Genomic DNA, 26,894 nt, shown 5'->3' on the forward strand with positions numbered 1-26,894 from the left:
AGATGAATATTACGGACGGACGGCAGGCGTTTCCCGCCCCTGCCAAACTGAATCTCGATTTGAGGATTACCGGCAGGAGGGAAGACGGCTATCACAATATCGAAAGCATATTCTGCCTGATAGATTTGCAGGATACCGTATATTTGAAACCGAGGGACGACGGCAAAATCATCCTGCACAATCCTGTCGGCGGAATGCCGCAGGAAGCCGATTTGAGCTACCGTGCCGCATCGCTGCTGCAAAAATATGCGTGCAACCCCGACGGCGTGGAAATATGGCTGGACAAAAAAATCCCGACAGGGGCGGGTTTGGGCGGAGGAAGCTCGGATGCGGCAACCGTTTTGCTGGTGTTGAACCGTTGGTGGCAGTGCGGGCTCACAACGCCGCAGCTGATTGAACTGGGTACAACGCTGGGTGCGGACGTGCCGTTTTTTATTTTCGGCAAAAATGCGTTTGCGCGGGGTATAGGCGACAGGCTGGACGAAATGGATATTCCGAAACAGTGGTATGTTATCGTCAAACCGCTCGCCCACGTTTCCACCGCAAAAATTTTCACACACGAAGACTTGACACGGGATTCCGCCTCAAGCATAATGCCGACTTTCCAAAACCTGCAACCGTTTAGAAATGATATGCAGGCAGTTGTATTTAAAGAATACCCTGAAGTTTGGAAAGCCTATTCCGAGTTGTCCCGATATGGATTTGCCTTAATGACAGGTTCTGGTGCGTGTGTATTCACGGCGTGTCAAGATAGGAATAGCGCATACAATATATACCGACAAGTTTCAGGTTTGTACGAGGCATATTTGGCAGAGGGTCTTTCAAAACATCCTTTGTTGTCCGTATAAACATTGTTGGGGAGTCGTCAAGCGGTTAAGACACTGGATTTTGATTCCAGCATGCGAAGGTTCGAATCCTTCCTCCCCAGCCAAGCCAAACAAGTTGGGGAGTCGTCAAGCGGTTAAGACACTGGATTTTGATTCCAGCATGCGAAGGTTCGAATCCTTCCTCCCCAGCCAAGCCAAACAAGTTGGGGAGTCGTCAAGCGGTTAAGACACTGGATTTTGATTCCAGCATGCGAAGGTTCGAATCCTTCCTCCCCAGCCAAGCCAAACAAGTTGGGGAGTCGTCAAGCGGTTAAGACACTGGATTTTGATTCCAGCATGCGAAGGTTCGAATCCTTCCTCCCCAGCCAAGCCAAACAAGTTGGGGAGTCGTCAAGCGGTTAAGACACTGGATTTTGATTCCAGCATGCGAAGGTTCGAATCCTTCCTCCCCAGCCAGATAAAAGCGTGTAAGCCTGCTTACACGCTTTTTATTTCATAGAAATAAAAATATTGAAATGCCTTTGTTTGTGTCGGATGTTGCAGGTATAATGTCGGGCTTGGTACAAGCGGAGGGAAGCATTGTGTTTTCTGAGCGGAAGTTAAACATAAAATCAGGTGAGAATATGGCTGCGTACGACAGTTTGATGGTATTTACAGGCAATGCCAATCCCGAATTGGCACAACGTGTTGTCAAGCATTTGGACATTTCTTTGGGCAATGCTTCCGTTTCCAAGTTTTCAGACGGTGAAGTTGCCGTCGAACTGTTGGAAAACGTACGCGGCCGCGATGTCTTTATCCTTCAGCCTACTTGCGCGCCGACCAATGACAACCTGATGGAAATCCTGACAATGGCGGATGCGCTCAAACGCGCTTCGGCAGGCCGTATTACCGCAGCCATTCCGTATTTCGGCTATGCGCGCCAAGACCGCCGTCCGCGTTCCGTCCGTGTTCCGATTTCTGCCAAGCTGGTGGCAAATATGCTCTATTCGGCGGGCATTGACCGTGTTTTGACCGTTGATTTGCACGCAGACCAGATTCAGGGTTTTTTTGATATTCCTGTGGATAATATTTATGCTACCCCGATTCTGTTGAACGACATCAAGCAGCAGCGGATTGAAAATCTGACCGTCGTCAGCCCGGACATCGGCGGTGTCGTCCGCGCCCGTGCCGTGGCAAAATCATTAAATGCCGATTTGGCGATTATCGACAAACGCCGCCCGAAAGCCAATGTGGCGGAAGTCATGAACATCATCGGCGACATTCAAGGCAGAACCTGTCTGATTGTGGACGATATGATTGACACTGCAAATACGCTGTGCAAAGCCGCCGTCGCCCTAAAAGAGCGCGGTGCAGAACGTGTCTTGGCATATGCCAGCCACGCCGTGTTCTCCGGAGAGGCGGTCAGCCGTATCGCCTCATCCGAAATCGACCAGGTGGTCGTAACCGATACCATTCCTTTGTCTGAAGCGGCTAAAAACTGCGACCGTATCCGTCAGGTAACGATTGCCGGTCTGTTGGCCGAAACCGTCCGCCGCATCAGCAATGAAGAATCCGTCTCATATCTTTTCAATGAAGAAGTGATGACAGGCAGCATGCTGCTGCCGTAACCCCGATGCCGTCTTAAGCTGGTCGCGGCCGATGACGGCGATTTTACCTAACTTGGAGTATTTGACATGACTTATGAAATTCAAGCCTCTGTTCGTGAAGCACAAGGCACTGGTGCGAGCCGCCGCCTGCGTCGCGAAGGCCAAATCCCCGGCATTCTGTACGGTGAGGGTCAAGAGCCCGTTGCGATTGCCGTGGATCACAAAACCGTATTCTACGCATTGGAAAAGGAATCTTTCCATACCGCGTTGATTAAATTGTCTCTGAACGGCGAAACCAAAGACGTTATCGTCCGCGATTTCCAAATGCATCCGTTCCGCCGCGAAGTTCAACATATCGATTTCCAAGCCGTTAAAGCAGACCAACCCGTACGCATCCGCGTTCCCCTGCACATCGTTAACGCAGAAAACTCCCAAGCGGTCAAACTGCAAGGTGGTCGCGTATCTCTGCTGAACACGACTGTTGAAGTGGTTGCGTTGCCTGCCAATATCCCTGCTTTCTTGGATTTGGATTGTGCCGAAGTGGTTGCCGGCGACATTCTGCATCTGTCCGACATCAAACTGCCTGAAGGTGTAGAAAGCGTTTCCCTGAAACGTAACGAAAATCTGGCTGTTGCTACCGTTACCGGTAAAAAACGCTAATTGATTTCAGCAGTAGGGCGGCGCGTATGCAATACGTACCGCCCTGTTGTTTTATGCCGTCTGAACTGTGTTTCAGACGGCATTTCTTTATTTGTTGGAAAAGCGGGATATTTGAAACGGCAGATTACTGCCCTGTCAGACGCGTCCAAAGCCTTTGCCACCGGCTTCTTTTTTCTACATTTTCCAGTGCGGCGATTTCTTTTTCGGCAACGGTGTATCCGTTTTGCCTGATTTTGATTTTTCCTAAAATCTGCCCTTTTTTTACCGGGGCGGGAATCGGCTGTATGGTTTCCAAAATCTGTTCGGCCGCTTTTACCCCGGTGTGAGGGACGGTGATATAGGTTGCTTTCGGAAAGCCTGCGCGGACGGTTTTTTTGCTGCCTCCGGAAATTTGGATTTGGGCAACGGTTTTGCCTTTCGGATATATTTTGGGCGTATCGAAAGCCTGCAATGCCCAGTTCAGCAGCTTGCTGTTGTCCGATGCGCGGGTTTCCGCCGATTCCGAACCTAGAGTGATGACAAGGATGTGCCTGCCGTTGCCGGAGTATGACACGGCAAGGTTGTAGCCGCCGCTTTCCGTATGTCCGGCTTTCAGACCGTTTACACTGTTGTCCCTATATAAAAGGATATTGCGGTTGTTTTGTTCTATGTTTTCAAACTTGAACGATTTGATGGAAAACAGCGGGTAATATTCCGGAAAGTCGCGCATCAATGCTTCAGACAGCAGGGCGAGATCGCGGGCGGTGGAAACCTGTCCTTCTCTACTCAAGCCTGTCGGGTTTTTGAATACAGTGTTCTTCATGCCCAAGCGTCGGGCTTCTTTGTTCATTTGTTGCACAAAATTTTCAATCGAGCCGTTGCCCAGCCGGCCGGCAAGGGTTAGGGCGGCATCGTTTGCGGATAGGGCAATCATGCCTTTTAAGAGTTTGTCGGTGCTGACCGTATCGCCGGGACGGGCAAACATTCTGCTGCCTTCCGATTTCCATGCCGATTCGGGTATTTTTAAGTTTTCTTCAGGGCGGATATTTCCCGATTTCATGTTTTTGAAAACCAGATATGCGGTCATCAGTTGGGTTAGTGCCGCCGGTTCGACAGGGGTATTGATGTTTTTGGCGGATAAAGTCTGTCTGCTTTGAAGGTCGATAACGATGTGTGCCGCTGTGAGGGTTTCGGGTGTTTGGAGCGTGGGGGCGGCGTGTACCGTCGGTCTGTTGGGCGCGGGCGATGCAGCCGTTGCGTGAGAAACGCCTAAGATGATGGAAAGCAGGACGGGCAGGATTTTATGTGCTGTCATGAAATATTCTAATTGTGTGCGTGTTTCAGTCTGCCGATTATACGCTTAGGGTGTCTGATCGGGCGGATTTTTTCTTGCTTTCGCGCCGTCTTGGGCGTATGGTTTTGGGTTTTGCGATTTTAATAAACCGATTATCCCATATTGAATTATGAACACGCCCCTTCCTTATTCCGATTACCTCATCCGCATCCTGACGGCATCTGTCTATGATGTCGCGGTCGAAACGCCTTTGGAACCGGCACGCAGCCTTTCTGTACGTTTGAAAAACAACATCCTTTTGAAACGCGAAGATTTGCAGCCGGTTTTTTCGTTCAAAATACGCGGTGCGTACAACAAAATGTCCAAGTTGCCGAAAGATGCGCTCGCTTGCGGCGTGATTGCGGCAAGCGCGGGCAATCATGCTCAAGGCGTGGCATTGTCCGCACAGCGTTTGGGCTGCCGTGCCGTTATCGTTATGCCGGAGACTACGCCGAAAATCAAAGTGGATGCGGTCAAAAGCCGTGGCGGCGAGGTGGTTTTGCGCGGTGTTTCATACAACGATGCCTACGATTATGCGATGGAGCTGGCGGAAAAAGAAGGGCTGACCTATATCGCACCGTTTGACGATCCCGATGTGATTGCGGGGCAGGGGACGGTGGGGATGGAAATTGTCAGCCAGCATCCGGATGATATTCACGCCGTATTCGTCCCGATAGGCGGCGGCGGTTTGGCAGCGGGCGTGGCGGCATTTATCAAACAGGTCCGTCCCGAAATCAAAGTCATCGGCGTTCAGACACATGATTCCTGTTGTATGAAGCAGTCGGTCGAAGCGGGCGAAATCGTCCATTTGAAAGATGTCGGGCTGTTTTCAGACGGCACTGCGGTCAAAGTCGTCGGAAACGAAACCTTCCGCCTCTGCAAAGAACTTTTGGATGAAATCATTACGGTCGATACCGATGCGGTTTGCGGCGCGGTCAAGGATATTTTCGATGATACGCGCAGCATTACCGAGCCGGCCGGCGCGTTGGCATTGGCAGGACTGAAGGCTTATATCGCACGCGGCGGCATCAAGGGGCAGACCTTGATTGCCGTTACCAGCGGTGCGAATATGAATTTTCACCGTTTGCGCCACGTTTCGGAACGGAGCGAATTGGGCGAGGGCAACGAAGGCATTTTTGCCGTAACCATTCCCGAAGAACGCGGCAGTTTCCTTAAGTTTGTCAATATATTGGGAAATAGGAATATTACCGAGTTCAACTACCGTTACGGAGATGATGAAAAAGCGCATATCTTTGTCGGACTTCAAGCGGCAGGCCCGCAGGATTTGGCGGTTATCGGCAGCCGGTTGGATGAGGCGGGATTGCCCAATGTTGACCTGACCGATGATGAGATTGCCAAAATCCATATCCGTTATATGGTTGGAGGACGGACGGACAAAGTAGAAAACGAGCGTCTGGTCAGTTTTGAGTTTCCGGAGCGTCCCGGGGCGTTGGCGCGCTTTTTGAACCATATGCAGGGTGGTTGGAACATTACGCTCTTCCATTACCGCAACCACGGTGCGGATTACGGGCGGATTTTGGTCGGTATCGACGTGCCTCCTCACGATTCCGCCGCATTTGACGGTTTCTTGGAAAGTCTGGGATACAGCTATCACGAGGAAACGCAAAATGCCGCGTACAAGCTGTTTCTTGCCTGACGCTTGACACGCAATGCCGTCTGAAAGCCTTTCAGACGGCATTGTGCTTTCAGGGTTAAATCGAATATTCAATCAGCTCGTTTTGAGAGAAGACATAAACCTGTTTCGGAATTAAGTTTAATTCTTTGCCTTCGGCGATTGGGTAACGCGCGGCATCGCTGCCAGCCAGCGTGATATGCACGTCCTGTTTGCCGTGTTTCACCAAAACGTGCGTCAATGCGCCGACGGCGTGGATTTTTTCGATTTTGGTACAAATCATCGGGGTTTCGTTTTCGGCGGCAAGCTGCCATTCGTGCGGGCGGATATAGCCGGTGGCGGTTTGTTCCTGCCATTTGTATTGCGCGTCCAATTTCCACGCGAAGCCGTTGTAATGCCAGAAGCCTTTTTCGATGCGTCCTTCAAATGCGTCGGTTTCGCCTAAAAACTCGGTAACGAAGGCGTTTTCAGGTTTGCGGTAAATGGCTTCGGCACTGCCGGTTTGTTCGATTTTGCCGTGGTTCATCACGACGATTTCGTCGGAAACTTCGAGGGCTTCTTCTTGGTCGTGCGTCACCAGAATGCTGGTTACACCCAAGTTGTGATGAATGTCGCGCAACCAGGTGCGTAATTCTTTGCGTACTTTGGCATCCAACGCGCCGAAGGGTTCGTCCAAAAGCAGGAGTTTCGGTTCGACCGCAAGCGCGCGGGCAAGGGCGATGCGCTGGCGTTGGCCGCCGGAGAGCTGGTGCGGATAGGATTTTGCCAAATGCGAGAGTTGTACGAGTTTCAGCAATTCTTCGACTTTGGCGCGGATTTGTCCTTTGGACGGGCGTTCGGACTTGGGTAATACGGTCAAACCGAAAGCGACGTTGTCAAACACGTTCATATGGCGGAAGAGGGCGTAGTGTTGGAACACGAAGCCGACTTTGCGGTCGCGGACGTGCTTGGCGGTTACGTCTTGCCCGTCAAACAGAATCTTGCCGCCGTCGGCGTTTTCCAGTCCGGCGATAATGCGTAAAAGTGTGGTTTTGCCGCAGCCGGACGGGCCGAGCAGGGAAACGAGTTTTCCGGTGGGGACGTTGAGGTTGATGTTTTTCAACGCGTGGAACGCTCCGAAGTGTTTGTTTAAGTTTTGAATAGTGATGCTCATGCTGCGTTCCTTTCGGCGGCGGCGAGTTTTTTATCTTGTAATTTGGTAATGATGTTCTGCACCGCCAGCGTCGCCAGTGCTAAAAGTGCCAATACGCCGGAGAGGGCGAATGCGCCGGTGAAGTTGTATTCGTTGTAGAAGATTTCGACCAAAAGCGGGACGGTGTTGGTTTCGCCGCGTATGTGTCCCGATACCACGCTGACCGCGCCGAACTCGCCCATCGCGCGGGCGTTGGTGAGGATGATGCCGTAGAGTAACGCCCATTTGATGTTGGGCAGGGTAACGCGCCAAAACATCTGCCAGCCGCTTGCGCCGAGTATCAATGCCGCCTGTTCTTCGCTGTCGCCCTGCGCCTGCATTAAAGGGATGATTTCGCGTGCGACAAAGGGGAAGGTAACGAACAGCGTTGCCAAAACAATGCCGGGGATGGCGAAGATAATCTGTATGCCTTGCGCTTCCAGCCGGCCGCCCAATGCCGTGTGCGCGCCGAACAATAAGACGAACATCAAACCGGCCACCACGGGCGATACGGAAAACGGCAAATCGAGCAGGGTGGTCAGCAACTGCTTGCCGCGAAAATTAAAACGGGTCAGCAGCCACGCCATCGCCACGCCCAAGACGGCATTGACGGGGACGACAATCAGCGCGGTAATCAGTGTTAATTTGATGGCGGACCATGCTTCGGGATCGGTCAGAGATTGCAGGTACAAATCCCAACCTCCTTTCAGTGCCTCGTAAAACACGGCGACAAGCGGCACGACCAGCATCAGCAGCAGAAAGCCCAAGGCAGTAGCAGTCAGCAACACGCGCAGCCAACGCGGTTCGGTCAGGTTGGGATTGGCGGAATAGGGTTTCATAGCGGTGGTGTTCCCCGGTTTGTTGTTTAAGGTGTTCGGATGCCGTCTGAAAAACCGTTTTCGTGGAGCGGATTCGTTTTCAGACGACCTTTTATTGATTAAGGGAATGACGGTCAGGTATTTCAGACGGCCTCAACCCTTCGCGCCCGAACGCCTGCCCAACGCCCACTGCATCATGTTCAGCGCAAACAGAATCACAAACGAAACCAGCAGCATAAACAACGCCACCGCCGACGCGCCCTGTACGTCGAACTGTTCCAGCTTGCCCGTAATAATCAGCGGCAGGATTTCGGAAACCATCGGAATGTTGCCCGCGATAAAAATCACCGAGCCGTATTCCCCCGTTGCCCGCGCGAACATCATGCCCGCGCCAGTTAAGAGTGCCGGCGTGATTTCCGGCAGCAGCACGCGGCGGAACGTCGTAAAGCAGTTTGCGCCCAAAGTCGCCGCCGCTTCCTCATATTCGCCCGACAATTCCTCCAATACCGGCTGCACGGCGCGGACGATAAAGGGCAGGCTGACGACGACCAGCGCAATCCAAATACCGACGGGCGTAAACGCGATTTTGATACCCAAAGGCTCGAAAAAACGGCCTATCCAGCCGTTGGGCGCATACAGGGTTGCCAACGCGATACCCGTAACCGCCGTCGGCAGCGCAAACGGCAAATCGACCAAAGCGTTTACCAACCCTTTGCCCGGAAATTCATAGCGCACCAACATCCACGCCACCAGCGTGCCGAACACGACATTGGTCAGCATCGCATAAAACGACATCCGCAAACTCAGCCACACCGCCGCCAACACGTTCGGCTCGGCAATCGTGTTCCAAAAGCCGCCCCAGCCGATTTCCGCCGCCTTCGCCGCCATCATCGCAAACGGCAAAACCACCAGAAGCGACAGGCACAATACGGTCAGACCGAGGCTGAGTTTGAAGCCGGGCAGTACGCCGGGTGTTTTGAGCAGTAACATGGTCGGTAAGGGTGGAAAATAAAGGCATTACTTGAACGATGCCGTCTGAAAAACGGAAAGAATGGAAAGTTTGGTACAAAGACGAATTTGTTATAAAGCGGTTGGCAGTTTCTCAAGCGGGCGTGATGTTTTAAAATATAGTGGATTAACAAAAATCAGGACAAGGCGACGAAGCCGCAGACAGTACAAATAGTACGGAACCGATTCACTTGGTGCTTCAGCACCTTAGAGAATCGTTCTCTTTGAGCTAAGGCGAGGCAACGACGTACTGGTTTTTGTTAATCCACTATAACGCCTTGTTTTGACGGAAAACCATCATATAAAGGAACACTTATGCAGATTTTATCTTTTCAGGCGGACATTGCGGAACGTATGCTGGAAGGTACAGAAGGCGAGTCGGTCAACGAAAACGCACAATTCGTCCGCACAGACAACGGTTATTGGATTGCGTGGCATGACGGCGTGGCGGCACTGCTTGCGCCCGATACGCCGCCGGGCATTCCCTGTTTTTGGGTGGAAGGCGCGGAAAGCCTTGAAGAGTTGTGCGCGATGGTGGAACGCGGCGAGTTTGACGAAGTGGAAGAGTTTGACGGCGATGACGACGCGTGGCTAGAAGCGGCTAAAGATTGCGGACACCACGGCGATGCTTGCGCCTGCGGACATTGATTCGGATTTCCCGTAAAAAATGCCGTCTGAAATGTGTTCAGACGGCATTTCGCCGGTTTGCAGCTTATGCGGCAAAACGTTTGGCAACCTCGTCCCAGTTGACGATTTCCCAAAAACCTTTCAGGTAGTTGGGGCGGCTGTTGCGGTAGTCGATGTAGTAGGCGTGTTCCCACACGTCGCAGGTCAGCAGCGGCGTGTTTTCAGTGGTCAGCGGCGTAGCGGCGTTGGAAGTGGAAACCAAATCCAATCCGCCGGCAGGGGTTTTTACCAGCCACGCCCAACCGGAGCCGAAAGTACCGGCCGCGCAGGCATTGAACGCTTCTTGGAATTTCTCGAAGCTGCCCCATTTCGCGTCGATGGCGGCGGCCAGTTCGCCGGCAGGTTTGCCTTGACCTTTGGACGTGAAACCCAGCCAGTAGAAGGTGTGGTTCCAAGTTTGTGCCGCGTTGTTGAACACGCCGCCCGAAGATTTTTTCACAATCTCTTCCAAAGGCAGGTTTTCAAATTCGGTGCCTTTGATTTGATTGTTCAGGTTGGTGATGTAGGTTTGATGGTGTTTGCCGTAGTGGAATTCCAAAGTCTCTTTGCTCAGATGCGGGGACAATGCGTCCAGTTCATAAGGCAGTTGCGGCAGCTTATGTTCCATTTTGTGCTCCTAATATTGTTTTAAATGTTGTATTTTGGCAGTGTGCTGCAAATAGCTCAGCAGCGCACATATTTTACCTGTTTTGAGGGATGGAAACCAATTAAACCTGCTTTACGCTATAATAGAAGATTGCAATTTCGGCACGACAGATAGGATGTACCATGAACGATTACACAGCCATGCCGTCTGAAGACCGTGAGATCGGCGCATTGTCGCTGCCTCCACATTCGATGGAGGCGGAACAATCCGTTTTGGGCGGGTTGATGCTGGAAAATCCGGCATGGGACAGGATTGCCGATGTGGTTTCGGGAGAGGATTTCTACCGGCATGAACACCGCCTGATTTTCCGTTCCATTGCCAAATTAATCAATGAGAGCCGTCCCGCAGATGTGATTACGGTTCAGGAAGATTTGCAGCGGAACGAAGAATTGGAAGCGGCAGGCGGATTTGAATATCTGATTACGCTGGCGCAAAACACCCCGTCTGCCGCCAACATCCGCCGCTATGCCGAAATCGTGCGCGAGCGTTCCATCATGCGCCAGCTCGCCGAAGTGGGGACGGAAATCGCACGCAGCGCATACAATCCGCAAGGCAGGGACGCGGGTCAGCTTTTGGACGAGGCGGAAAACAAAGTATTCCAAATCGCCGAAAGCACCGCCAAATCCAAACAGGGCTTTTTGGAGATGCCCGATTTGCTGAAAGAAGTCGTACAGCGCATCGATATGCTCTACTCGCGCGACAATCCCGATGAAGTAACCGGCGTGCCGACGGGGTTCATCGACCTCGACAAAAAAACCTCGGGCCTTCAGCCCGGAGACCTGATTATCGTCGCCGGCCGCCCGTCTATGGGTAAAACCGCCTTTTCCATCAATATTGCCGAACACGTTGCCGTAGAAGGCAAGCTGCCCGTTGCCGTTTTCTCGATGGAAATGGGCGGTGCGCAGTTGGTTATGCGTATGCTCGGCTCTGTCGGACGCTTAGACCAAAGCGTCCTGAAAACAGGCAGGTTGGAAGACGAACATTGGGGGCGGTTGAACGAGGCAGTCGTCAAACTTTCCGACGCGCCCATGTACATCGACGAAACCCCGGGCCTGACTGCTCTCGAACTGCGCGCCCGTGCCCGCCGTCTTGCACGTCAGTTCAACGGAAAATTGGGATTGATCGTCATCGACTACCTGCAACTGATGTCTGGTTCGGGACGTTCGGACAACCGTGCTTCGGAGCTGGGAGAGATTTCGCGATCGCTCAAAGCGTTGGCGAAAGAATTGCAGGTTCCTATCATCGCTTTGTCTCAGTTGAGCAGGACGGTCGAATCGCGTACCGACAAACGCCCGATGATGTCCGACCTTCGCGAATCCGGCGCAATCGAGCAGGATGCCGACCTGATTATGTTCATGTACCGCGACGAATACTACAACCAAGACTCACCCATGAAAGGCCTTGCCGAATGTATTATCGGCAAACACCGCAACGGTCCGGTCGGAAAAGTTTTCCTGACATGGATGGGGCAGTTTACCAAATTCGACAATGCTGCCTATGTTCCCGAGGAGGCAAAGATAGAAGATTAAATGGTTATATAAAAATTTATTAGGCGAAATCAGGCAAAATCGTTTAAAATCATGCTTAGAGATTGCCCTAAAAAATAAAATGCGGTCTTGAGGCATTTTTGCATTCAGACGGCATATAATTGAAAATACATTACTAGTTAACGTCCTATTGCTTATGTGTACACGAAAACAACAAGGTTTCACGCTAATAGAGCTGCTTATCGTGATGGTCATCGCAGCCATTATGGCGATGATAGCCCTCCCCAGTATGAGCCGGTGGATTGCATCCCGCCGCATTGCCAGTCACGCGGAGCAGGTTGCCAACCTTTTGCGTTTCTCCAGGGGCGAAGCCGTCCGGCTCAATATCCCTGTCTATATCTGTCCTGTTCAAGTTAAAAAAGACGGTACGGTCAACAACCAGTGCGACTTCGGCAAGAAGGGGCAGGGAGTGTTGGCTTTCGGCGACAAAAACGGCAATAAGGCATATGACGGCGATGCGGCGGATGTTTTCCTCCGCAGCGTGGTGTTGAATGATGCCGACGACAGCCGGATTAATTATACCTTCAACCATATCGCTTTCGGTTCGTCTCAGCCGACCGCCGACCGTGTTGTTTGGACTTTCAAGCAAAACGGGGCATTCGGCTATTCTCCCGATCAGAATCTCGCGCGTACTTCCAGATTTGTTTACTCCGACGGTTATATCCAAATCGTGCTGACAGATGCGAAGGCGGTTTCCGCCGATGAAAAGAAATTCCGTTCGGCGGTGGTTTTGATTGACAGCAGCGGCAGGGTTGAGGTTTGCCCTAGAAACGATACGCGTGCCGTATGCCAACATCAATGACTGTTTTAGTCGGTTTGGGAAATAAAAAATGAAGAATAATGATTGCTTCCGCCTGAAAAATCCCCAGTCCGGTATGGCGCTGATAGAAGTCTTGGTCGCTATGCTCGTTCTGACCATCGGTATTTTGGCACTATTGTCCGTGCAGTTGCGGACAGTCGCTTCCGTCAGGGAGGCAGAGACGCAAACCATCGTCAGCCAAATCACGCAAAACCTGATGGAGGGAATGTTGATGAATCCGACCATTGATTCGGACAGCAACAAGAAAGACTATAATCTTTACACAGGGTCGTACACCCCTTCTTCCTCCGACGGCGATTTCACGCTTAATAATTTGAAAACCAAGAAGGATTTGGCAAAAGCCCAGTTGGACAGGTTCGGTTATGAATTGAAAAATGCCTTGCCGGATGCGGCCGGTATCTATTACGCCGTCTGCAAGGATTCGTCGGGTAACGCGCCGACATTGTCCGACAGCGGTACTTTTTCTTCAAATTGCGACAATAAGGCAAATGGGGACACTTTGATTAAAGTATTGTGGGTAAATGATTCGGCAGGGGATTCAGATATCGCCCGTACGAATCTTGAAGCGAACGGCGACAATATCGTATATACCTATCAGGCAAGGGTCGGAGGTCGGGAATGAGACGTAAAATGCTAAACGTACCCAAAGGCAGTCATGATGGTATGAAGGGTTTTACCATTGTTGAATTCTTGGTTGCGGGTCTGCTCAGTATGATTGTCCTGATGGCGGTCGGTTCGAGTTACTTTACATCTCGGAAATTAAACGATGCGGCAAACGAGCGTCTTTCCGCGCAACAGGATTTGCGGAATGCGGCAACATTGATTGTCCGCGACGCAAGAATGGCGGGGAGCTTCGGTTGTTTCAATATGTCCGAGCATCCTGCAACTGATGTTGTTTCCGATACGACGCAACAAAATTCTCCTTTTTCCTTAAAAAGCAAAGGCATAGATAGACTTATCCCCGTAGCGGAATCTGCAAATATCGGCTATCCGGGTTTTACCCAGTCCGGTAAGGCATTGATTTTCCAATACGGTATCGATGATGGTTCAAGTAATGGTAAAACAGTCGTGGTCAGCAATTGTTCAAAAATTGCCAAGCCTACAGGTACTTCTGTTACAGATGTATCCCAAGCAATGAAAAAATTAGGCAATGACGAGCAGAGACAAAAAGGTAATATTTCCATATTAAGACATCAGGTCAATGCGTATGCGGTGGGTAAAATAGGTGATGAACAGGGTTTGTTCCGCTTCCAATTGAATAATGGCGGCGGGTGGGGTAATCCCCAGTTGCTCGTGAAAAAGATTACCCGTATGGATGTACGCTATATCTATCTTCTCGTGGAAAAGCCCAGTATACCGACTACCAATCCTCCCAAGTATATTTACGGCTGCCCTGAAGATGAAGACGCCGGTAAAGAGGAAAAATTCAAATATACGGATAAATTCGACAGCTCCAAAGATGCTGTTACGCCTGCTGGGGTGGAGGTTTTATTGGATAGCGGTACTAATACCAAGATTGCCGTTTCTTCAGACAATAATATTTATGCTTACCGTATCGATGCGACAATACGCGGGGGAAATGTATGCGCAAACAGAACGCTTTAATGGGAATCCCGACTTCTGACGGACAGGGGGGGTTCGCACTGTTTATCGTGCTGATGGTTATGATAGTAGTGGCCTTTTTGGTTGTGACTGCCGCTCAGTCTTACAATACCGAACAGCGGATCAGTGCCAACGAATCAGACAGGAAATTGGCTTTGTCTTTAGCCGAGGCGGCTTTGCGGGACGGCGAATTTCAGGTTTTGGATTTGGAATATACTACGGACAGTAAGGTTACATTTAGCGAAAACTGTGAAAACGGCCTGTGTACCGCAGTTAATGTGCGGACAAATAATGATAATGAAGAGGCTTTTGACAATATTGTGGTGCAAGGCAAGCCTACCGTTGAAGCGGTGAAGCGTTTTTGCCCTGTAAATTCTACCAACCTGTGCATTGACAATAAAGGGATGGTATATGGGAAAGGCACAGGAAGTGTCAGCAAAATGCCGCGCTATATTATCGAATATTTGGGTTTAGATGGAAACGGACAAAATGTTTATCGGGTTACTGCCAAGGCTTGGGGTAAGAATGCCAATACCGTGGTTGTCCTTCAATCTTATGTAAGCAATAATGATGAGCAATAAAATGGAACAAAAAGGGTTTACATTGGTTGAGGTAATGATAGTTGTCGCGATACTCGGCATCATCAGCGTCATTGCCATACCTTCTTATCAAAGTTATATTGAAAAAGGCTATCAGTCCCAGCTTTATACAGAGATGGTCGGTATCAACAATGCTTTCAGGCAGATTATTGTGAAGAATCCGGGAAAAAGTAATCAGCAGCTTGAAGCGGAACTGGTACAGTTCGTATCCGGTTACAAGATGAATCCGAAGATTTCCGACAAGTATGCAGTTTCTGGAAAATTCGTTGATGCGAGCAAGTCAAGGGCATACAGGTTGATCGGTGTTCCGAAGGCAGGTACGGGTTATACCTTGTCGATATGGGTGAACAGCGTGGGCGATGGATACAAATGCCGTGATGCCGCTTCGGCAAAGGCCTATAAAGAGCAGTTGTCTGGAGACAGTGGTTGTGAAGCCTTATCCAACCGTAAGAAATAGAATGGGTTTGAAGATGCCGTCTGAAAATCGGTTTTCAGACGGCATCTTTTTTGGAATACAGTGCAACGGTTTATGTCATCAAATAGCCCAAGATGCCTGACGAGCCGACCCCTATCAATACGGTAGGCAACATAGAAAAGCGGCAGGCTGCCAAGGCGGTTAACGCGATGGCGATAAGTTCGTGCGGCTTGTCGGATACGAAATAGGGGGCAATGACGGAAATCAGGACGCAGCCCGGCGCGGCTTCCATAATGGTTTGGGCACGGCGGCTTAAGGTTCGGTTACGCAGTGCGAAAAAGCCGATCAACCGGGTAGAGTAGGTAACGGCAAGCATAGAGGCAAACAACAGGAATGATTGGAGCGACAATAAACCTTTCATTTTTGTTCTCCCCAGAGATAAGCCGATAACAGACCGGACAGTGCGCCGGCAGGAACATACCACGCGCCGTCAACGGTCAGGTAAACGGCGGATGCAACAATCAGGCTGACAAACCATGGTCTTGATGCGGAAAAACCTTTCCACATCCCTCTCAATAAAACCAGAAATACGGTAGGAAACGCCATACCGAATCCCCAAGCGGCCACATTGCCGAACACAGGCCCTACTGCCGCGCCGAGGGCGGCAAACCCTATCCAGGTAATGTAGAGGATAAAGCATACGCCCATATAAAAAGGCATATTGAATACGGGCAAACCGGCTGCTTTCCGTTTTTGGATTTCGGAGAATGCCATCGCCCAGCTTTCATCACACATAAAAAACAGTGCGGGCACGGCTTTTTTCAGCGGTATTCCTTTCAGGTGCGGGGCAAGTGCCGCCCCCATCAGGATATGCCGCGAATTAATCATAAAGGTTACGGTGGCGATAAGCAGTATCGGCAGAGGTTCCGCCCACAGGTTGACCGTTGCAAATTCGGAGCCTCCGGCAAAATTCATACCGGTCATCAGCAACATCTCCAGCCAACTCATGCCTTTTTGCCCACCCTGCATACCGAGTATTAATGCCCAGGGCAAAAGCCCAATCAGCATGGGCGAACTTTCTTTGATGCCGCGTATAAATTCGTTATGCGGGGAAGGTGTGTGCATAATGTTCGTCTTCATAACCGGAAGGGCGGGAATTATACACTGGCAACGGATTTCAAAACAAAACCGATTTGCCGTGTTTCAGTGTAAACACGGCTTGTGTATAATTCTCCATCTTTAGACAGACCGACCGTATGTGGGAGTAAGGCAATGAATATTGAAGTAGAAATGAAAGTATTGGACGAGAGGATGGCGGATTTTATCCCTGCCTATGCAACGGAGGGTTCTGCAGGTTTGGATTTGCGCGCCTGTTTGGATGAGGAAGTCGTTTTGCAGCCGGGCGAAACGTTGCTTGTACCGACAGGTTTGGCAGTTTATTTGGCGAATCCCGCATACGCCGCCGTTTTGCTTCCCCGTTCCGGATTGGGGCATAAACACGGTATTGTTTTGGGCAATTTGGTCGGCTTGATCGACTCCGATTATCAGGGGGAATTGAAGGTGTCGTTATGGAACAGAAGCAGCGAGCCATTTGCCGTCAAGCCGTTCGAGCGTATCGCGCAGATGGTTGTCGTGCCAATCGTGCAGGCGCGTTTCAAACGTGTCGAAGAATTTGTCGGAAGCAGCCGGGGAGAAGGCGGTTTCGGCAGTACGGGTTTGCATTGAATATAAAATGCCGTCTGAAGAGCACGTCAGGTTCAGACGGCATATCTTCCGATATACCGACAACCGGAGAAAATCATGAATACCTTACTCAAGCAGCTCAAACCCTATCCCTTTGCCCGACTGCGTGAAGCGATGCAGGGCATTTCCGCGCCCGAAGGTCTGGAAGCCGTCCCACTGCATATCGGCGAACCGAAACACCCGACACCGAAAGTCATTACGGATGCGCTGACCGCCTCATTGCACGAGTTGGAAAAATATCCGCTGACGGCCGGTTTGCCTGAACTGCGTCAGGCGTGTGCAAACTGGTTAAAACGCCGTTACGATGGTTTGACAGTGGATGCGGATAATGAAATTCTGCCGGTTTTAGGCAGCAGGGAAGCGTTGTTTTCTTTTGTTCAAACCGTGTTGGATCCTGTTTCAGACGGCATCAAACCCGCAATCGTCAGCCCGAATCCCTTTTATCAGATTTACGAAGGTGCGACACTTTTGGGCGGCGGTGAAATCCATTTTGCCAATTGCCCCGCGCCGTCTTTCAACCCTGATTGGCGCAGTATTTCCGAAGAGGTTTGGAAACGCACCAAACTGGTGTTCGTCTGCTCGCCCAACAACCCCAGCGGCAGCGTGCTGGATTTGGACGGATGGAAAGAAGTTTTTGATTTGCAAGACAAATATGGTTTCATTATTGCCTCGGATGAATGCTATTCCGAAATCTATTTCGACGGCAACAAACCTTTGGGCTGCCTGCAAGCCGCTGCACAGTCGGGTCGAAGCAGGCAAAAACTGCTTATGTTCACCAGTTTGTCCAAGCGGTCCAATGTTCCGGGCCTGCGTTCCGGTTTTGTCGCCGGTGATGCCGAACTGCTTAAAAACTTTCTGCTTTACAGAACCTATCACGGCAGTGCAATGAGCATTCCCGTGCAGCGCGCAAGCATTGCCGCTTGGGATGACGAACAGCACGTTATCGACAACCGCCGTATGTATCAGGAAAAATTTGAGCGCGTTATTCCCATTTTGCGACAGGTATTTGACGTTAAATTACCGGATGCCTCGTTTTACATCTGGTTGAAAGTCCCCGATGGCGACGATTTGGCATTTGCACGCAATTTATGGAAAAAAGCCGCTATCCAAGTATTGCCCGGACGCTTTTTGGCACGGGATACCGAACAGGGTAATCCCGGGGAAGGTTATGTCCGTATTGCCTTGGTTGCAGATGTTGCAAGTTGTGTTAAAGCTGCGGAAACCATTGTTTCCCTATATCGGTAAAGAATAAAAAATGCCGTCTGAACTTTTGTTCAGACGGCATTTTTCAATATTTTACGGTTGAATTTGCTGTAACGGTATTTATAGTGGATTAAATTTAAATCAGGACAAGGCGACGAAGCCGAAGACAGTACAGATAGTACGGCAAGGCGAGGCAACGCCGTACTGGTTTAAATTTAATCCACTATACTTCACTTTTAATCGGCTTGCCCGCAAACACGTTTAAACTTAAAATCCCCGTGTTTTACACAATACCGAGCAGATTATGTTTTTTGTCCTTTCCCCTGCGAAAAACCTTAACGAAAAAGACCCTGCCCCTGTCAGCGAGTTTACCCAACCCGACCTGCTGGCAGAGTCCGAAATTCTAATGCAGCAGCTGCGCGAGCTTGCTCCGCAACAGATTGCCGAACTGATGCACGTTTCCGACAAAATTGCCCTCTTAAACGCGCAGCGCAATGCAGAATGGCACACGCCGTTTACGCCGGAAAACGCCAAACAGGCGGTCTTTATGTTCAACGGCGATGTTTACGAAGGTATGGATGCAAACACATTGGATATTGGACAGATACGCTATCTACAAAACCATATCCGTCTGCTTTCTGGTTTGTACGGTCTTCTGCGCCCATTAGACCTAATGCAGCCCTACCGCCTGGAAATGGGAACGCCCTTCGCCAATTTGCGCGGCAAGAATTTGTATGAGTTTTGGGGCGACATCATTACCAACCTTTTAAATGACACGCTTGCCCAAGCAGGCAGCAATACGCTTGTCAACCTTGCCTCACAGGAATATTTCAAGTCCGTCAACACGAAAAAACTTCGGGCGCGGCTGATTACCCCGATATTTAAAGACGAAAAAAACGGCAAATATAAAATTATCAGTTTCTATGCTAAGCGCGCGCGCGGATTAATGGTGCGCTATGCGGCAGAACATCATATTACCGACCCTGAAATGCTGAAAAATTTTAATTACGAAGGCTACGCATTCAATGACGCGGCTTCCAATGAAAGCGAATGGGTGTTTATGCGTTCGGAACAAATAAAGTGAAAACAATAAATTAAGTATTTTCCGAAAAAAGTGCTTGGCAAAATGTATAAACTTCATTATTATTCCTACTCTTCAAGAAGACGGAAGCGTGGCAGAGCGGTTTAATGCAACGGTCTTGAAAACCGTCGAGGGTTGATAGCCCTCCGTGAGTTCGAATCTCACCGCTTCCGCCATTTCTTGAGAGTAGAACCAAATAAGAATGCAATAGTAGCAAATATTGTATTTTTATTTGGTTTTACTGCATTATCGGAAACGTGGCAGAGAGGCTGAATGCAGCGGACTCGAAATCCGCTGAGGGTGCAAATCCTCCGTGGGTTCGAATCCCACCGTTTCCGCCAGAAAACATAACCGCCCTGATTCAGGGCGGTTCTTTTTTGTTCAAGTTGTGTCAATTACCATATAAAAATCATCGGATTATGTCGACTTATCGCAACTATCCGCAACAAACCGCAATCGGCAGACGCTTTTTATCAATGTTTTATGGTATTAATTTATATGGTTATTTTTTAAAGTGGGAACTTGCCATAATGGTCGAAACCGTTACTCCGTTTAATCCTGTTCGGGTTAGGGATGCGGGGAAGGCGGGTTTTATTAAGCCGGTGCGTTTTGATGTGAGAATGCCGTCTGAACCTTAGTTTCAGACGGCATTGCTATTGCTGATGCGGCTTTATTCGCAATTCAGATTGCGGGTTTTTTCTGCAAACGAATCCATAGCGATTTGGCACATTTGCTTACGTTGTCCCAAATCGGCGGCAGGCAGGGCTTGGAATAGGAATTTGGTGTTGTTGCGTGCGAAATCTGCCTTGTTTCCGGCTTTGTTGTAACAGGTTTCGGCGCGTTTGAAATATTGTTGGCAAATCGGCGGCAGCTCGTCCATAGTCAGGGGTTTACTCTTATGCATGCCGTGTGCAGATGCAGGAAGGATGGTTGCTAAAAGAGCACTGCCGATCAGGATAGTTGGAATAGCTTTCATATTATTGTCTTTTCCTAGGGTAAAAACTAAAGATTATATTATTTATAATCAATGAGTGTTGCGTTTAATCATAATCAGGCAGATAGGAATAACTAATGCCGTCTGAACGATAAATGTTCAGACGGCATTTTTACTTTTGTGCTTATAAGGTGCTTAGTGCCTGATTAAAGGTTGCGCTTGGACGCATCGCTTGTGTCGCTTTTTCAGGATTGGCTGCGTAGTAGCCACCGATGTCGACCGCTTTGCCTTGTACGGCAGAGAGTTCTTCAACGATTTTGGCTTCGTTGGCAGTCAAAGCGGCTGCCAATGGAGCAAATACGGCTTTCAGTTCGGCATCTTTGTCTTGCGCCGCCAATTCTTGCGCCCAGTAGAGGGTGAGGTAGAAATGGCTGCCGCGGTTGTCGAGTTCGCCAGCTTTGCGTTTAGGCGATTTGTCGTTCAACAACAGTTTTTCGGTAGCAGCATCCAGCGTGTCGGCGAGGACTTGGGCTTTGGTGTTGCCGGTTTTTTGCGCCAGATGTTCAAACGATACGGCGAGTGCGAGGAATTCGCCCAATGAGTCCCAGCGCAAGTGGTTTTCTTCGAGGAATTGTTGGACGTGTTTCGGTGCAGAACCGCCCGCGCCGGTTTCAAACATACCGCCGCCATTCATCAATGGAACGATAGACAGCATTTTCGCGCTGGTACCCAGTTCCAAAATTGGGAACAAGTCGGTCAGGTAGTCGCGCAAGACATTACCGGTTACAGAGATGGTGTCTTCGCCGTTTTTCAGACGGCCCAAGCTGAATTTAGCGGCTTCTTCAGGAGCGAGGACACGGATGTCGAGACCGTTGGTATCCAGTTCGGCAAGGTAGGTTTTAACCTTGGCGAGCAGGCTCTTGTCGTGCGGACGGTTTTCGTCGAGCCAGAATACGGCTGGCGTGTTGCTCAGACGGGCGCGGTTGACGGCAAGTTGTACCCAGTCTTTAACCGGAGCGTCTTTGGTTTGGCACATACGCCAGATGTCGCCGGCTTCAACGTCGTGCTGCATTAGGACTTTTCCCGCCGCATCAATGACTTGAACCTGACCGTCGGCTTCGATTTCGAAAGTTTTATTGTGCGAACCGTATTCTTCGGCTGCCTGCGCCATCAGACCGACGTTGGGCACAGTACCCATGGTTGTCGGGTCGAATGCGCCGTGTTCGCGGCAGAAATCGATGGTTGCTTGGTAAACACCAGCATAGCTGCTGTCCGGAATGACGGCTTTGGTGTCTTGCGCTTTACCGTCTTTATCCCACATACGGCCGGAGTTACGAATCATCGCAGGCATAGAAGCATCAACGATGACATCGCTGGGAACGTGCAGGTTGGTAATGCCTTTATCGGAATCAACCATCGCCAAATCAGGGTTGGCGGCGTAAACGGCAGCGATTTCAGCTTCAACGGTGGCACGGGTGTCCGCATCCAGTTTGTCCAGATTGGCAAGCAGGTTGCCGAAGCCGTTGTTGACGTTGACGCCTGCGGCAGCCAGTTTGTCGCCGAATTTTTCAAATACAGGCGCAAAGAATACTTTGACGGCATGTCCGAAGATAATCGGGTCGGACACTTTCATCATCGTGGCTTTCATGTGCAGCGAGAACAATACACCTTTTGCTTTCGCGTCTTTCACTTGTTCGGCAAGGAAGGCGAGCAGGGCTTTTTTGCTCATTACGGTCGCGTCGATGATTTCGCCGGCTTTCAGGGCAACAGGCTCGCGCAGCTCTTTTTTGTTACCTTGTTTGTCGGTGAACACGATGGATACGGAAGTCGCATCGGGTACGGTAACGGATTGTTCGTTATGGAAAAAGTCGCCGTTTTGCATGGTGGCAACGTGGGTTTTGGAGTCTTTGGTCCATGCACCCATGCTGTGCGGATTTTTTTTGGCAAAGTTTTTCACTGCTTTAGGGGCGCGACGGTCGGAGTTGCCTTCGCGCAGGACAGGGTTTACCGCGCTGCCTTTGATGCGATCGTAGCGTTCGCGCACGGCTTTTTCTTCATCGGTTTGAGGGTCGGCAGGATAATCGGGGACGGCAAAGCCTTTAGACTGCAATTCTTTAATCGCGGCGGTCAGTTGCGGTACGGACGCGCTGATGTTCGGCAGTTTGATTACGTTTGCATCGGGCTGTTTCACCAGTTCGCCCAATTCGGCAAGCGCGTCGGGTACGCGCTGCGCTTCGGTCAGATATTCGGGGAATGCCGCCAAAATACGGCCGGACAGGGAAATGTCGGCAGTTTTGACATCAATATCGGCGTGGCGGGCAAACGCCTGCACAATCGGCAGCAGCGATTGGGTCGCCAGCGCGGGGGCTTCGTCGGTATGGGTATAAACAATGGTGGATTTTTGAGTCATAGGATTATTCTCTTGTAGGTTGGTTTTTTCTTTTGGAACACATTGCGCGGGGAATGTGCGCGGCTATTATGGCATATTTTGGCGGCTTTGTTCGCGCTTTGTTCGATCTTGGCGTGTTTGAACGCGGCGGCGTGAAAGGAAGGGGGAAATGGTTTTCCCGCGTTTGGCGGCGGTGTCGGAGGTGCTGTGCCTGATATGAGGCGGCACATTTTCGGTGAAATTGATTTTTAATATTCGGTAACTGTCGGAATATCTGCTAAAATTCCGCATTTTTCCGCCCCGGGACACTCGGGGCGTATGTTTAATTTGTCGGAATGGAGTTTTAGGGATATGGGCTTGAAAAAGGCTTGTTTGACCGTGTTGTGCCTGATTGTTTTTTGCTTCGGGATATTTTATACATTTGACCGGGTAAATCAGGGGGAAAGGAATGCGGTTTCCCTGCTGAAGGACAAACTCTTCAATGAAGAGGGGGAACCGGTCAATCTGATTTTCTGCTATACCATATTGCAGATGAAGGTGGCAGAAAGGATTATGGCGCAGCATCCGGGGGAGCGGTTTTATGTGGTGCTGATGTCTGAAAACAGGAATGAAAAATACGATTATTATTTCAATCAGATAAAGGATAAGGCGGAGCGGGCGTATTTTTTCTACCTGCCCTACGGTTTGAACAAATCGTTTGATTTCATTCCGACGATGGCGGAGCTGAAGGTAAAGTCGATGCTGCTGCCGAAGGTCAAGCGGATTTATTTGGCAAGTTTGGAAAAAGTCAGCATTGCCGCCTTTTTGAGCACTTACCCGGATGCGGAAATCAAAACCTTTGACGACGGGACAGGCAATTTAATTCAAAGCAGCAGCTATTTGGGTGATGAGTTTTCTGTAAACGGGACGATCAAGCGGAATTTTGCCCGGATGATGATCGGAGATTGGAGCATCGCCAAAACCCGTAATGCTTCCGACGAGCATTACACGATATTCAAGGGTTTGAAAAACATTATGGACGACGGCCGCCGCAAGATGACTTACCTGCCGCTGTTCGATGCGTCCGAACTGAAGGCGGGGGATGAAACGGGCGGCACGGTGCGGATACTTTTGGGTTCGCCCGACAAAGAAATGAAGGAAATTTCGGAAAAGGCGGCAAAAGATTTCAACATACAATATGTCGCGCCGCATCCCCGCCAAACCTACGGGCTTTCCGGCGTAACCGCATTAAATTCGCCCTATGTCATCGAAGACTATATTTTGCGCGAAATTAAGAAAAACCCGCATACGAGGTATGAAATTTATACCTTTTTCAGCGGCGCGGCGTTGACGATGAAGGATTTTCCCAATGTGCACGTTTACGCATTGAAACCGGCTTCCCTTCCGGAAGATTATTGGCTCAAGCCCGTTTATGCCCTGTTTACCCAATCCGGCATCCCAATTTTGACATTTGACGATAAAGATTAATCGCATAGCAAATCAAAATAGAAGATGGCGGAGTAAGTAAGGCAAAAATCAGGATATCGCGTATTTTTTGAATTGACGATCATTTCCGATTGCTTTGCGCGTGCTGAAATGACAAAGAAAATGCCGTCTGAAGGAGGTGCAGACGGCATGGTTTTTATTCCGGCGCGCGGAAACTGTCGTGGCAGGATTTGCAGCTTGCGCCGGTTTCGCCGTAGGCGGCTTTGATTTCGTCCAGTTTGCCGGTTTGGGCGGCGGCGTTGAGTTTTTCGACGGCGGCGGCGAATTTTGTTTTTTCGGCTTCAAATTTTGCACCATCCGACCAAACGGCGGGCAGGGCGCGCCCGTTGCCATTGGGATCGGACTCAAAAAGCGTGAACGGTTTTTTGCTGCTTTCGGTAAACGCCGCCGCCGCCTGTTTGAATTTTTCGACATCGTAAGGTTCTTCGTCTTTGACCATTTTGCCCATGCGTGTGAATTCGGGCATCATGGATTTGAACGCGGCGGTGCGGTTTTCGGAAATTTCGCCTTTGGGCTGTGCGGGCGCGCCGCCGTTTCCGCAGGCGGAAAGGAGCAGTGTGATGGCGGCGGCAGCAAGGCTGATTTGGGTTTTCATGTTGAATGTGTCCTGTTGTGGTGGTATGGTTGTTTTGAATCAGGCGGTCATGCCGTCTGAAGGGCGCTATGATACCTGAAACAGGTTTGGGAAACGAGAAAGAAAGGAAAAACAATGGCTGTTTTAATTACCGGTGCTTCGGCAGGATTCGGCGAAGCGATGTGCCGCGCGTTTGTCGGGGCGGGATACCGCGTTATCGGTGCGGCGCGTCGTGCGGACAGGCTTCAGGCCTTGGCGGATGAATTGGGTGCTTTGTTTTACCCTTTGGAAATGGACGTGTCGCGCCGCGAGTCGGTGGAAAACGCCTTAAACGGCATCCCCGATGAATTTTCCGACATCGACTGCCTCATCAACAATGCCGGGCTGGCTTTGGGTTTGGACACGGCGGACAAGGCGGATTTTGAAGATTGGGAAACAATGATTCAAACCAATGTTTTGGGTTTGACGTTTCTAACGCGCAAGATTTTGCCGCAAATGGTTGAACGCGGCGGCGGTTATGTGATGAATTTGGGTTCGATTGCGGGCAATTATGCTTACGCCGGCAGCAACGTTTACGGGGCAACCAAGGCGTTTGTGCGGCAGTTCAGCCTGAATTTGCGCGCGGAGCTGGCGGATAAGAACATCCGCGTTACCAATATCGAGCCGGGTTTGTGCGGCAATACGGAGTTTTCCAATGTGCGCTTCAAAGGCGATGACGAGAAGGCGGTGGGCGTGTATGAGGGTGTGGAATTTATCCGCCCCGAAGATATTGCGGAAACCGCATTGTGGCTGTACCGTCGGCCGGCGCATATGAATGTGAACACGATTGAAATCATGCCCGTGGTGCAGACTTTTGCAGGAATGAAGGTGATAAAAAAAGCCGTGCCGGAAGTGCGGGAAGACTTTGAAAAACAGAGTATGTCGCTGTTTTCCCGCATCAGGTCTTGGTTCAAATGATACGGAATGCCGTCTGAAGACAGTTTCAGACGGCATTTTTACGGGTATTTTTACGGAGTAGGCAATAAGCCCGACAATTTGGGGTTGCCTTCTTTCGGAATCGGGCGCGGATTGCCTTCCGCATCGATGGCGACATAAGTGAACACCGCCTCGGTTACGAGGTGGCGGTCTTCGGTAACGCAATCGTTCATCAAAGTTTTCACCCAGACTTCCACTTTAAGCTGGAGGGAAGTATTGCCCACGCGGACGCAATGCCCGTAGCAGCAGACGACGTTGCCGACCTTGACCGGGCGGATGAAGTTCATTTCCTGAACGGCGACGGTAACGATGCGCCCCCGCGCGATTTCCGCCGCCAATATGCCGCCGCCCAAATCCATCTGCGACATAATCCAGCCGCCGAAAATGTCTTGGTTGGGATTGGTATCGCGCGGCATAGCGACGGTACGCAGGAGCAGTTCGCCTTGAGGGCGTTGGCGGTTGCCTTCTTCGTGCTGCATAAAGTTTCCTTGTTTTATTGAAAGATAAATCGGACCTGCACCCCTGCCCGAAACGGGAAGTCGGGAAGTACGTAGTTTAACCCATTTGAGACATACAAGGGCGGGCGCGGGACAGATTCGCAAGGCGCATTGTAGGGCGGGGCCGTAGCAACTGTATTTTTGCCCGACGGGGTGAAAAATACAGTTGCTATGCAACTGAACCGTCATTCCCACGAAAGTGGGAATCTAGAATCTTGGGGTTTGGGCAACTGTTTTTATCCGATAAGTTTCTGTGCGGACAGGTCTGGATTCCCGCCTGCGCGGGAATGACGGGTTTCGAGATTACGGTGTTGTCGGGAATGACAGGAAATGGCGGGAATTGTGTAAAAAATGCCGTCTGAAACCGTTGGAAGCATCGGAAGCGTTGGAGTCGATGAATCGGTGGGCTTCAGTCCGCCATTTCCATCAATCCAACATTTCTACCGTTTTCATTGAATCCATCGAATCCGCCACTTTCGACGACTCAGTCCTACGCAACTGAACCCGTCATTCCCACGAAAGTGGGAATCTAGAACGCGGGGTTTGGGCAACTGTTTTTATCCGATAAGTTTCTGTGCGGACAGGTCTGGATTCCCGCCTGCGCGGGAATGACGGGTTTCAAGATTACGGTGTTGTCGGGAATGACGGTTCGGGCATTTCCCTGCGCCCGCCCCGCGCCTGT

Annotated in this window: 29 protein-coding genes, 7 tRNA genes and 1 pseudogene; 24 read left to right on the forward strand and 13 right to left on the reverse strand. The window is 50.5% G+C overall.

All coding sequences use genetic code 11. The annotated features are described in order from the left end of the window. The first annotated feature begins 2 nt into the window (after positions 1-2). From ispE to DBY86_RS02875, 8 genes are all read left to right on the forward strand, one after another. Positions 3-848 carry a 4-(cytidine 5'-diphospho)-2-C-methyl-D-erythritol kinase gene (ispE, locus tag DBY86_RS02840; protein WP_107818813.1) on the forward strand — a complete coding sequence of 282 codons (846 nt, stop codon included), beginning with the start codon at positions 3-5 and terminating at the stop codon, positions 846-848. Between the two features lie 7 nt (positions 849-855). Then, a tRNA-Gln gene (locus DBY86_RS02845) sits at positions 856-931 on the forward strand. Positions 932-943: 12 nt separating this feature from the next. Beyond that, positions 944-1,019: transfer RNA gene (locus DBY86_RS02850), tRNA-Gln, on the forward strand. A gap of 12 nt (positions 1,020-1,031) precedes the next feature. Beyond that, positions 1,032-1,107: transfer RNA gene (locus DBY86_RS02855), tRNA-Gln, on the forward strand. 12 nt (positions 1,108-1,119) lie between these two features. Further along, positions 1,120-1,195 (forward strand) — tRNA-Gln (locus DBY86_RS02860). Positions 1,196-1,207: 12 nt separating this feature from the next. Continuing rightward, a tRNA-Gln gene (locus tag DBY86_RS02865) sits at positions 1,208-1,283 on the forward strand. 167 nt (positions 1,284-1,450) lie between these two features. After that, on the forward strand, positions 1,451-2,434 hold the full coding sequence (locus tag DBY86_RS02870; protein ID WP_107818814.1) for a ribose-phosphate pyrophosphokinase: 984 nt from the start codon (positions 1,451-1,453) through the stop codon (positions 2,432-2,434). A gap of 66 nt (positions 2,435-2,500) precedes the next feature. Further along, positions 2,501-3,073 carry a 50S ribosomal protein L25/general stress protein Ctc gene (locus tag DBY86_RS02875; RefSeq protein WP_002241400.1) on the forward strand — a complete coding sequence of 191 codons (573 nt, stop codon included), beginning with the start codon at positions 2,501-2,503 and terminating at the stop codon, positions 3,071-3,073. Between the two features lie 124 nt (positions 3,074-3,197). On the opposite strand, the gene DBY86_RS02880 is transcribed toward DBY86_RS02875, so the two are convergent. Further along, positions 3,198-4,367, reverse strand: coding sequence for a D-alanyl-D-alanine carboxypeptidase family protein (locus DBY86_RS02880; protein ID WP_107818815.1), 1,170 nt, complete (start codon positions 4,365-4,367; stop codon positions 3,198-3,200). A gap of 148 nt (positions 4,368-4,515) precedes the next feature. On the opposite strand from DBY86_RS02880, the gene ilvA reads away from it, so the two are divergent. Then, a complete protein-coding gene (ilvA, locus tag DBY86_RS02890; RefSeq protein ID WP_107818816.1) occupies positions 4,516-6,042 on the forward strand; it encodes a threonine ammonia-lyase, biosynthetic in 1,527 nt (508 codons plus the stop codon). Between the two features lie 55 nt (positions 6,043-6,097). Here ilvA and DBY86_RS02895 read toward each other — a convergent pair whose 3' ends face one another. The 3 genes from DBY86_RS02895 to cysT form a co-directional block, all read right to left on the reverse strand. After that, positions 6,098-7,171, reverse strand: a complete 1,074-nt coding sequence (locus DBY86_RS02895) for a sulfate/molybdate ABC transporter ATP-binding protein (RefSeq protein ID WP_107818817.1) — start codon at positions 7,169-7,171, stop codon at positions 6,098-6,100. Beyond that, a complete protein-coding gene (gene cysW / locus DBY86_RS02900; RefSeq protein WP_107818818.1) occupies positions 7,168-8,028 on the reverse strand; it encodes a sulfate ABC transporter permease subunit CysW in 861 nt (286 codons plus the stop codon). Before cysW ends, DBY86_RS02895 begins: the two co-directional genes overlap by 4 nt. A 132-nt stretch (positions 8,029-8,160) precedes the next feature. After that, positions 8,161-8,997: a sulfate ABC transporter permease subunit CysT gene (gene cysT / locus DBY86_RS02905; RefSeq protein ID WP_107818819.1), complete on the reverse strand. Its 837-nt coding sequence runs from the start codon at positions 8,995-8,997 to the stop codon at positions 8,161-8,163. A gap of 333 nt (positions 8,998-9,330) precedes the next feature. Here cysT and DBY86_RS02910 point away from each other — a divergent pair, with 333 nt between their 5' ends. Continuing rightward, on the forward strand, positions 9,331-9,663 hold the full coding sequence (locus DBY86_RS02910; RefSeq protein ID WP_107818820.1) for a general secretion pathway protein GspG: 333 nt from the start codon (positions 9,331-9,333) through the stop codon (positions 9,661-9,663). 64 nt (positions 9,664-9,727) lie between these two features. Here DBY86_RS02910 and DBY86_RS02915 read toward each other — a convergent pair whose 3' ends face one another. Then, entirely contained in the window at positions 9,728-10,309 is a 582-nt protein-coding gene (locus tag DBY86_RS02915; RefSeq protein WP_025457173.1) for a superoxide dismutase, read from the reverse strand. Positions 10,310-10,470: 161 nt separating this feature from the next. On the opposite strand from DBY86_RS02915, the gene dnaB reads away from it, so the two are divergent. From dnaB to DBY86_RS02950, 6 genes are all read left to right on the forward strand, one after another. Further along, on the forward strand, positions 10,471-11,877 hold the full coding sequence (gene dnaB / locus DBY86_RS02925; protein WP_107818821.1) for a replicative DNA helicase: 1,407 nt from the start codon (positions 10,471-10,473) through the stop codon (positions 11,875-11,877). A gap of 154 nt (positions 11,878-12,031) precedes the next feature. Beyond that, entirely contained in the window at positions 12,032-12,697 is a 666-nt protein-coding gene (locus DBY86_RS02930) for a pilus assembly FimT family protein (RefSeq protein ID WP_107818867.1), read from the forward strand. Between the two features lie 28 nt (positions 12,698-12,725). Continuing rightward, positions 12,726-13,337 carry a type IV pilus modification protein PilV gene (gene pilV / locus DBY86_RS02935; RefSeq protein ID WP_107818822.1) on the forward strand — a complete coding sequence of 204 codons (612 nt, stop codon included), beginning with the start codon at positions 12,726-12,728 and terminating at the stop codon, positions 13,335-13,337. Further along, entirely contained in the window at positions 13,334-14,320 is a 987-nt protein-coding gene (locus tag DBY86_RS02940; RefSeq protein ID WP_107818823.1) for a PilW family protein, read from the forward strand. The genes pilV and DBY86_RS02940 overlap by 4 nt, the downstream gene beginning before the upstream one ends. Beyond that, positions 14,299-14,898: a pilus assembly PilX family protein gene (locus DBY86_RS02945; protein ID WP_107818824.1), complete on the forward strand. Its 600-nt coding sequence runs from the start codon at positions 14,299-14,301 to the stop codon at positions 14,896-14,898. Before DBY86_RS02940 ends, DBY86_RS02945 begins: the two co-directional genes overlap by 22 nt. Before the next feature lies 1 nt (position 14,899). Then, positions 14,900-15,373: a PilX family type IV pilin gene (locus DBY86_RS02950; protein WP_199901026.1), complete on the forward strand. Its 474-nt coding sequence runs from the start codon at positions 14,900-14,902 to the stop codon at positions 15,371-15,373. Between the two features lie 70 nt (positions 15,374-15,443). Here the strand turns inward: DBY86_RS02950 and DBY86_RS02955 are convergent, their stop codons facing one another. Both DBY86_RS02955 and DBY86_RS02960 read right to left on the reverse strand, forming a co-directional pair. Then, positions 15,444-15,752, reverse strand: a complete 309-nt coding sequence (locus tag DBY86_RS02955; RefSeq protein ID WP_107818826.1) for an AzlD family protein — start codon at positions 15,750-15,752, stop codon at positions 15,444-15,446. Next, positions 15,749-16,459, reverse strand: a complete 711-nt coding sequence (locus DBY86_RS02960; RefSeq protein WP_159068536.1) for an AzlC family ABC transporter permease — start codon at positions 16,457-16,459, stop codon at positions 15,749-15,751. Before DBY86_RS02960 ends, DBY86_RS02955 begins: the two co-directional genes overlap by 4 nt. A 144-nt stretch (positions 16,460-16,603) precedes the next feature. Here DBY86_RS02960 and dut point away from each other — a divergent pair, with 144 nt between their 5' ends. The 6 genes and pseudogenes from dut (at position 16,604) to DBY86_RS02985 (ending at position 19,699) form a co-directional block, all read left to right on the forward strand. Next, positions 16,604-17,056 carry a dUTP diphosphatase gene (gene dut, locus DBY86_RS02965; RefSeq protein ID WP_107818827.1) on the forward strand — a complete coding sequence of 151 codons (453 nt, stop codon included), beginning with the start codon at positions 16,604-16,606 and terminating at the stop codon, positions 17,054-17,056. Between the two features lie 75 nt (positions 17,057-17,131). Beyond that, positions 17,132-18,319, forward strand: a complete 1,188-nt coding sequence (gene dapC, locus DBY86_RS02970) for a succinyldiaminopimelate transaminase (RefSeq protein ID WP_107818828.1) — start codon at positions 17,132-17,134, stop codon at positions 18,317-18,319. 79 nt (positions 18,320-18,398) lie between these two features. Further along, positions 18,399-18,533 (forward strand): annotated as a pseudogene (locus tag DBY86_RS12860) (IS5/IS1182 family transposase); the annotation flags it as partial. 48 nt (positions 18,534-18,581) lie between these two features. Next, the gene (gene yaaA / locus DBY86_RS02975; RefSeq protein WP_107818829.1) at positions 18,582-19,361 is read left to right on the forward strand and encodes a peroxide stress protein YaaA; all 780 of its coding nucleotides are present in this window, start codon (positions 18,582-18,584) and stop codon (positions 19,359-19,361) included. A gap of 82 nt (positions 19,362-19,443) precedes the next feature. Further along, positions 19,444-19,534, forward strand: a tRNA-Ser gene (locus tag DBY86_RS02980). Between the two features lie 75 nt (positions 19,535-19,609). Then, positions 19,610-19,699, forward strand: a tRNA-Ser gene (locus DBY86_RS02985). Between the two features lie 329 nt (positions 19,700-20,028). Here the strand turns inward: DBY86_RS02985 and DBY86_RS02990 are convergent. Both DBY86_RS02990 and DBY86_RS02995 read right to left on the reverse strand, forming a co-directional pair. Next, positions 20,029-20,334 (reverse strand): hypothetical protein, encoded by a 306-nt coding sequence (locus DBY86_RS02990; RefSeq protein WP_107818830.1) that lies wholly within the window; start codon positions 20,332-20,334, stop codon positions 20,029-20,031. Positions 20,335-20,476: 142 nt separating this feature from the next. Then, positions 20,477-22,702 (reverse strand): NADP-dependent isocitrate dehydrogenase, encoded by a 2,226-nt coding sequence (locus DBY86_RS02995; protein WP_107818831.1) that lies wholly within the window; start codon positions 22,700-22,702, stop codon positions 20,477-20,479. Positions 22,703-23,032: 330 nt separating this feature from the next. Between DBY86_RS02995 and lst the strand changes: the two genes are divergently transcribed. Next, a complete protein-coding gene (lst, locus tag DBY86_RS03005; RefSeq protein ID WP_107818832.1) occupies positions 23,033-24,148 on the forward strand; it encodes an N-acetyllactosaminide alpha-2,3-sialyltransferase in 1,116 nt (371 codons plus the stop codon). Here the strand turns inward: lst and DBY86_RS13270 are convergent. Next, on the reverse strand, positions 24,145-24,297 hold the full coding sequence (locus DBY86_RS13270) for a hypothetical protein (protein WP_199901020.1): 153 nt from the start codon (positions 24,295-24,297) through the stop codon (positions 24,145-24,147). The two genes, lst and DBY86_RS13270, sit on opposite strands and share 4 nt — an antisense overlap. Positions 24,298-24,302: 5 nt before the next feature. Then, the gene (locus tag DBY86_RS03010; protein ID WP_107818833.1) at positions 24,303-24,761 is read right to left on the reverse strand and encodes a cytochrome c; all 459 of its coding nucleotides are present in this window, start codon (positions 24,759-24,761) and stop codon (positions 24,303-24,305) included. A 114-nt stretch (positions 24,762-24,875) separates the two neighbouring features. On the opposite strand from DBY86_RS03010, the gene DBY86_RS03015 reads away from it, so the two are divergent. After that, positions 24,876-25,697: an SDR family oxidoreductase gene (locus DBY86_RS03015; protein WP_107818834.1), complete on the forward strand. Its 822-nt coding sequence runs from the start codon at positions 24,876-24,878 to the stop codon at positions 25,695-25,697. Between the two features lie 50 nt (positions 25,698-25,747). Here DBY86_RS03015 and yciA read toward each other — a convergent pair whose 3' ends face one another. Both yciA and DBY86_RS13545 read right to left on the reverse strand, forming a co-directional pair. Further along, the gene (gene yciA, locus DBY86_RS03020; protein WP_002230436.1) at positions 25,748-26,194 is read right to left on the reverse strand and encodes an acyl-CoA thioester hydrolase YciA; all 447 of its coding nucleotides are present in this window, start codon (positions 26,192-26,194) and stop codon (positions 25,748-25,750) included. Between the two features lie 187 nt (positions 26,195-26,381). Beyond that, entirely contained in the window at positions 26,382-26,612 is a 231-nt protein-coding gene (locus DBY86_RS13545) for a hypothetical protein (protein WP_107818869.1), read from the reverse strand. Positions 26,613-26,894: the final 282 nt, after the last annotated feature.

Source organism: Neisseria bergeri, from assembly GCA_003044455.1.
GTDB classification, from domain to species: Bacteria; Pseudomonadota; Gammaproteobacteria; order Burkholderiales; family Neisseriaceae; genus Neisseria; species Neisseria bergeri.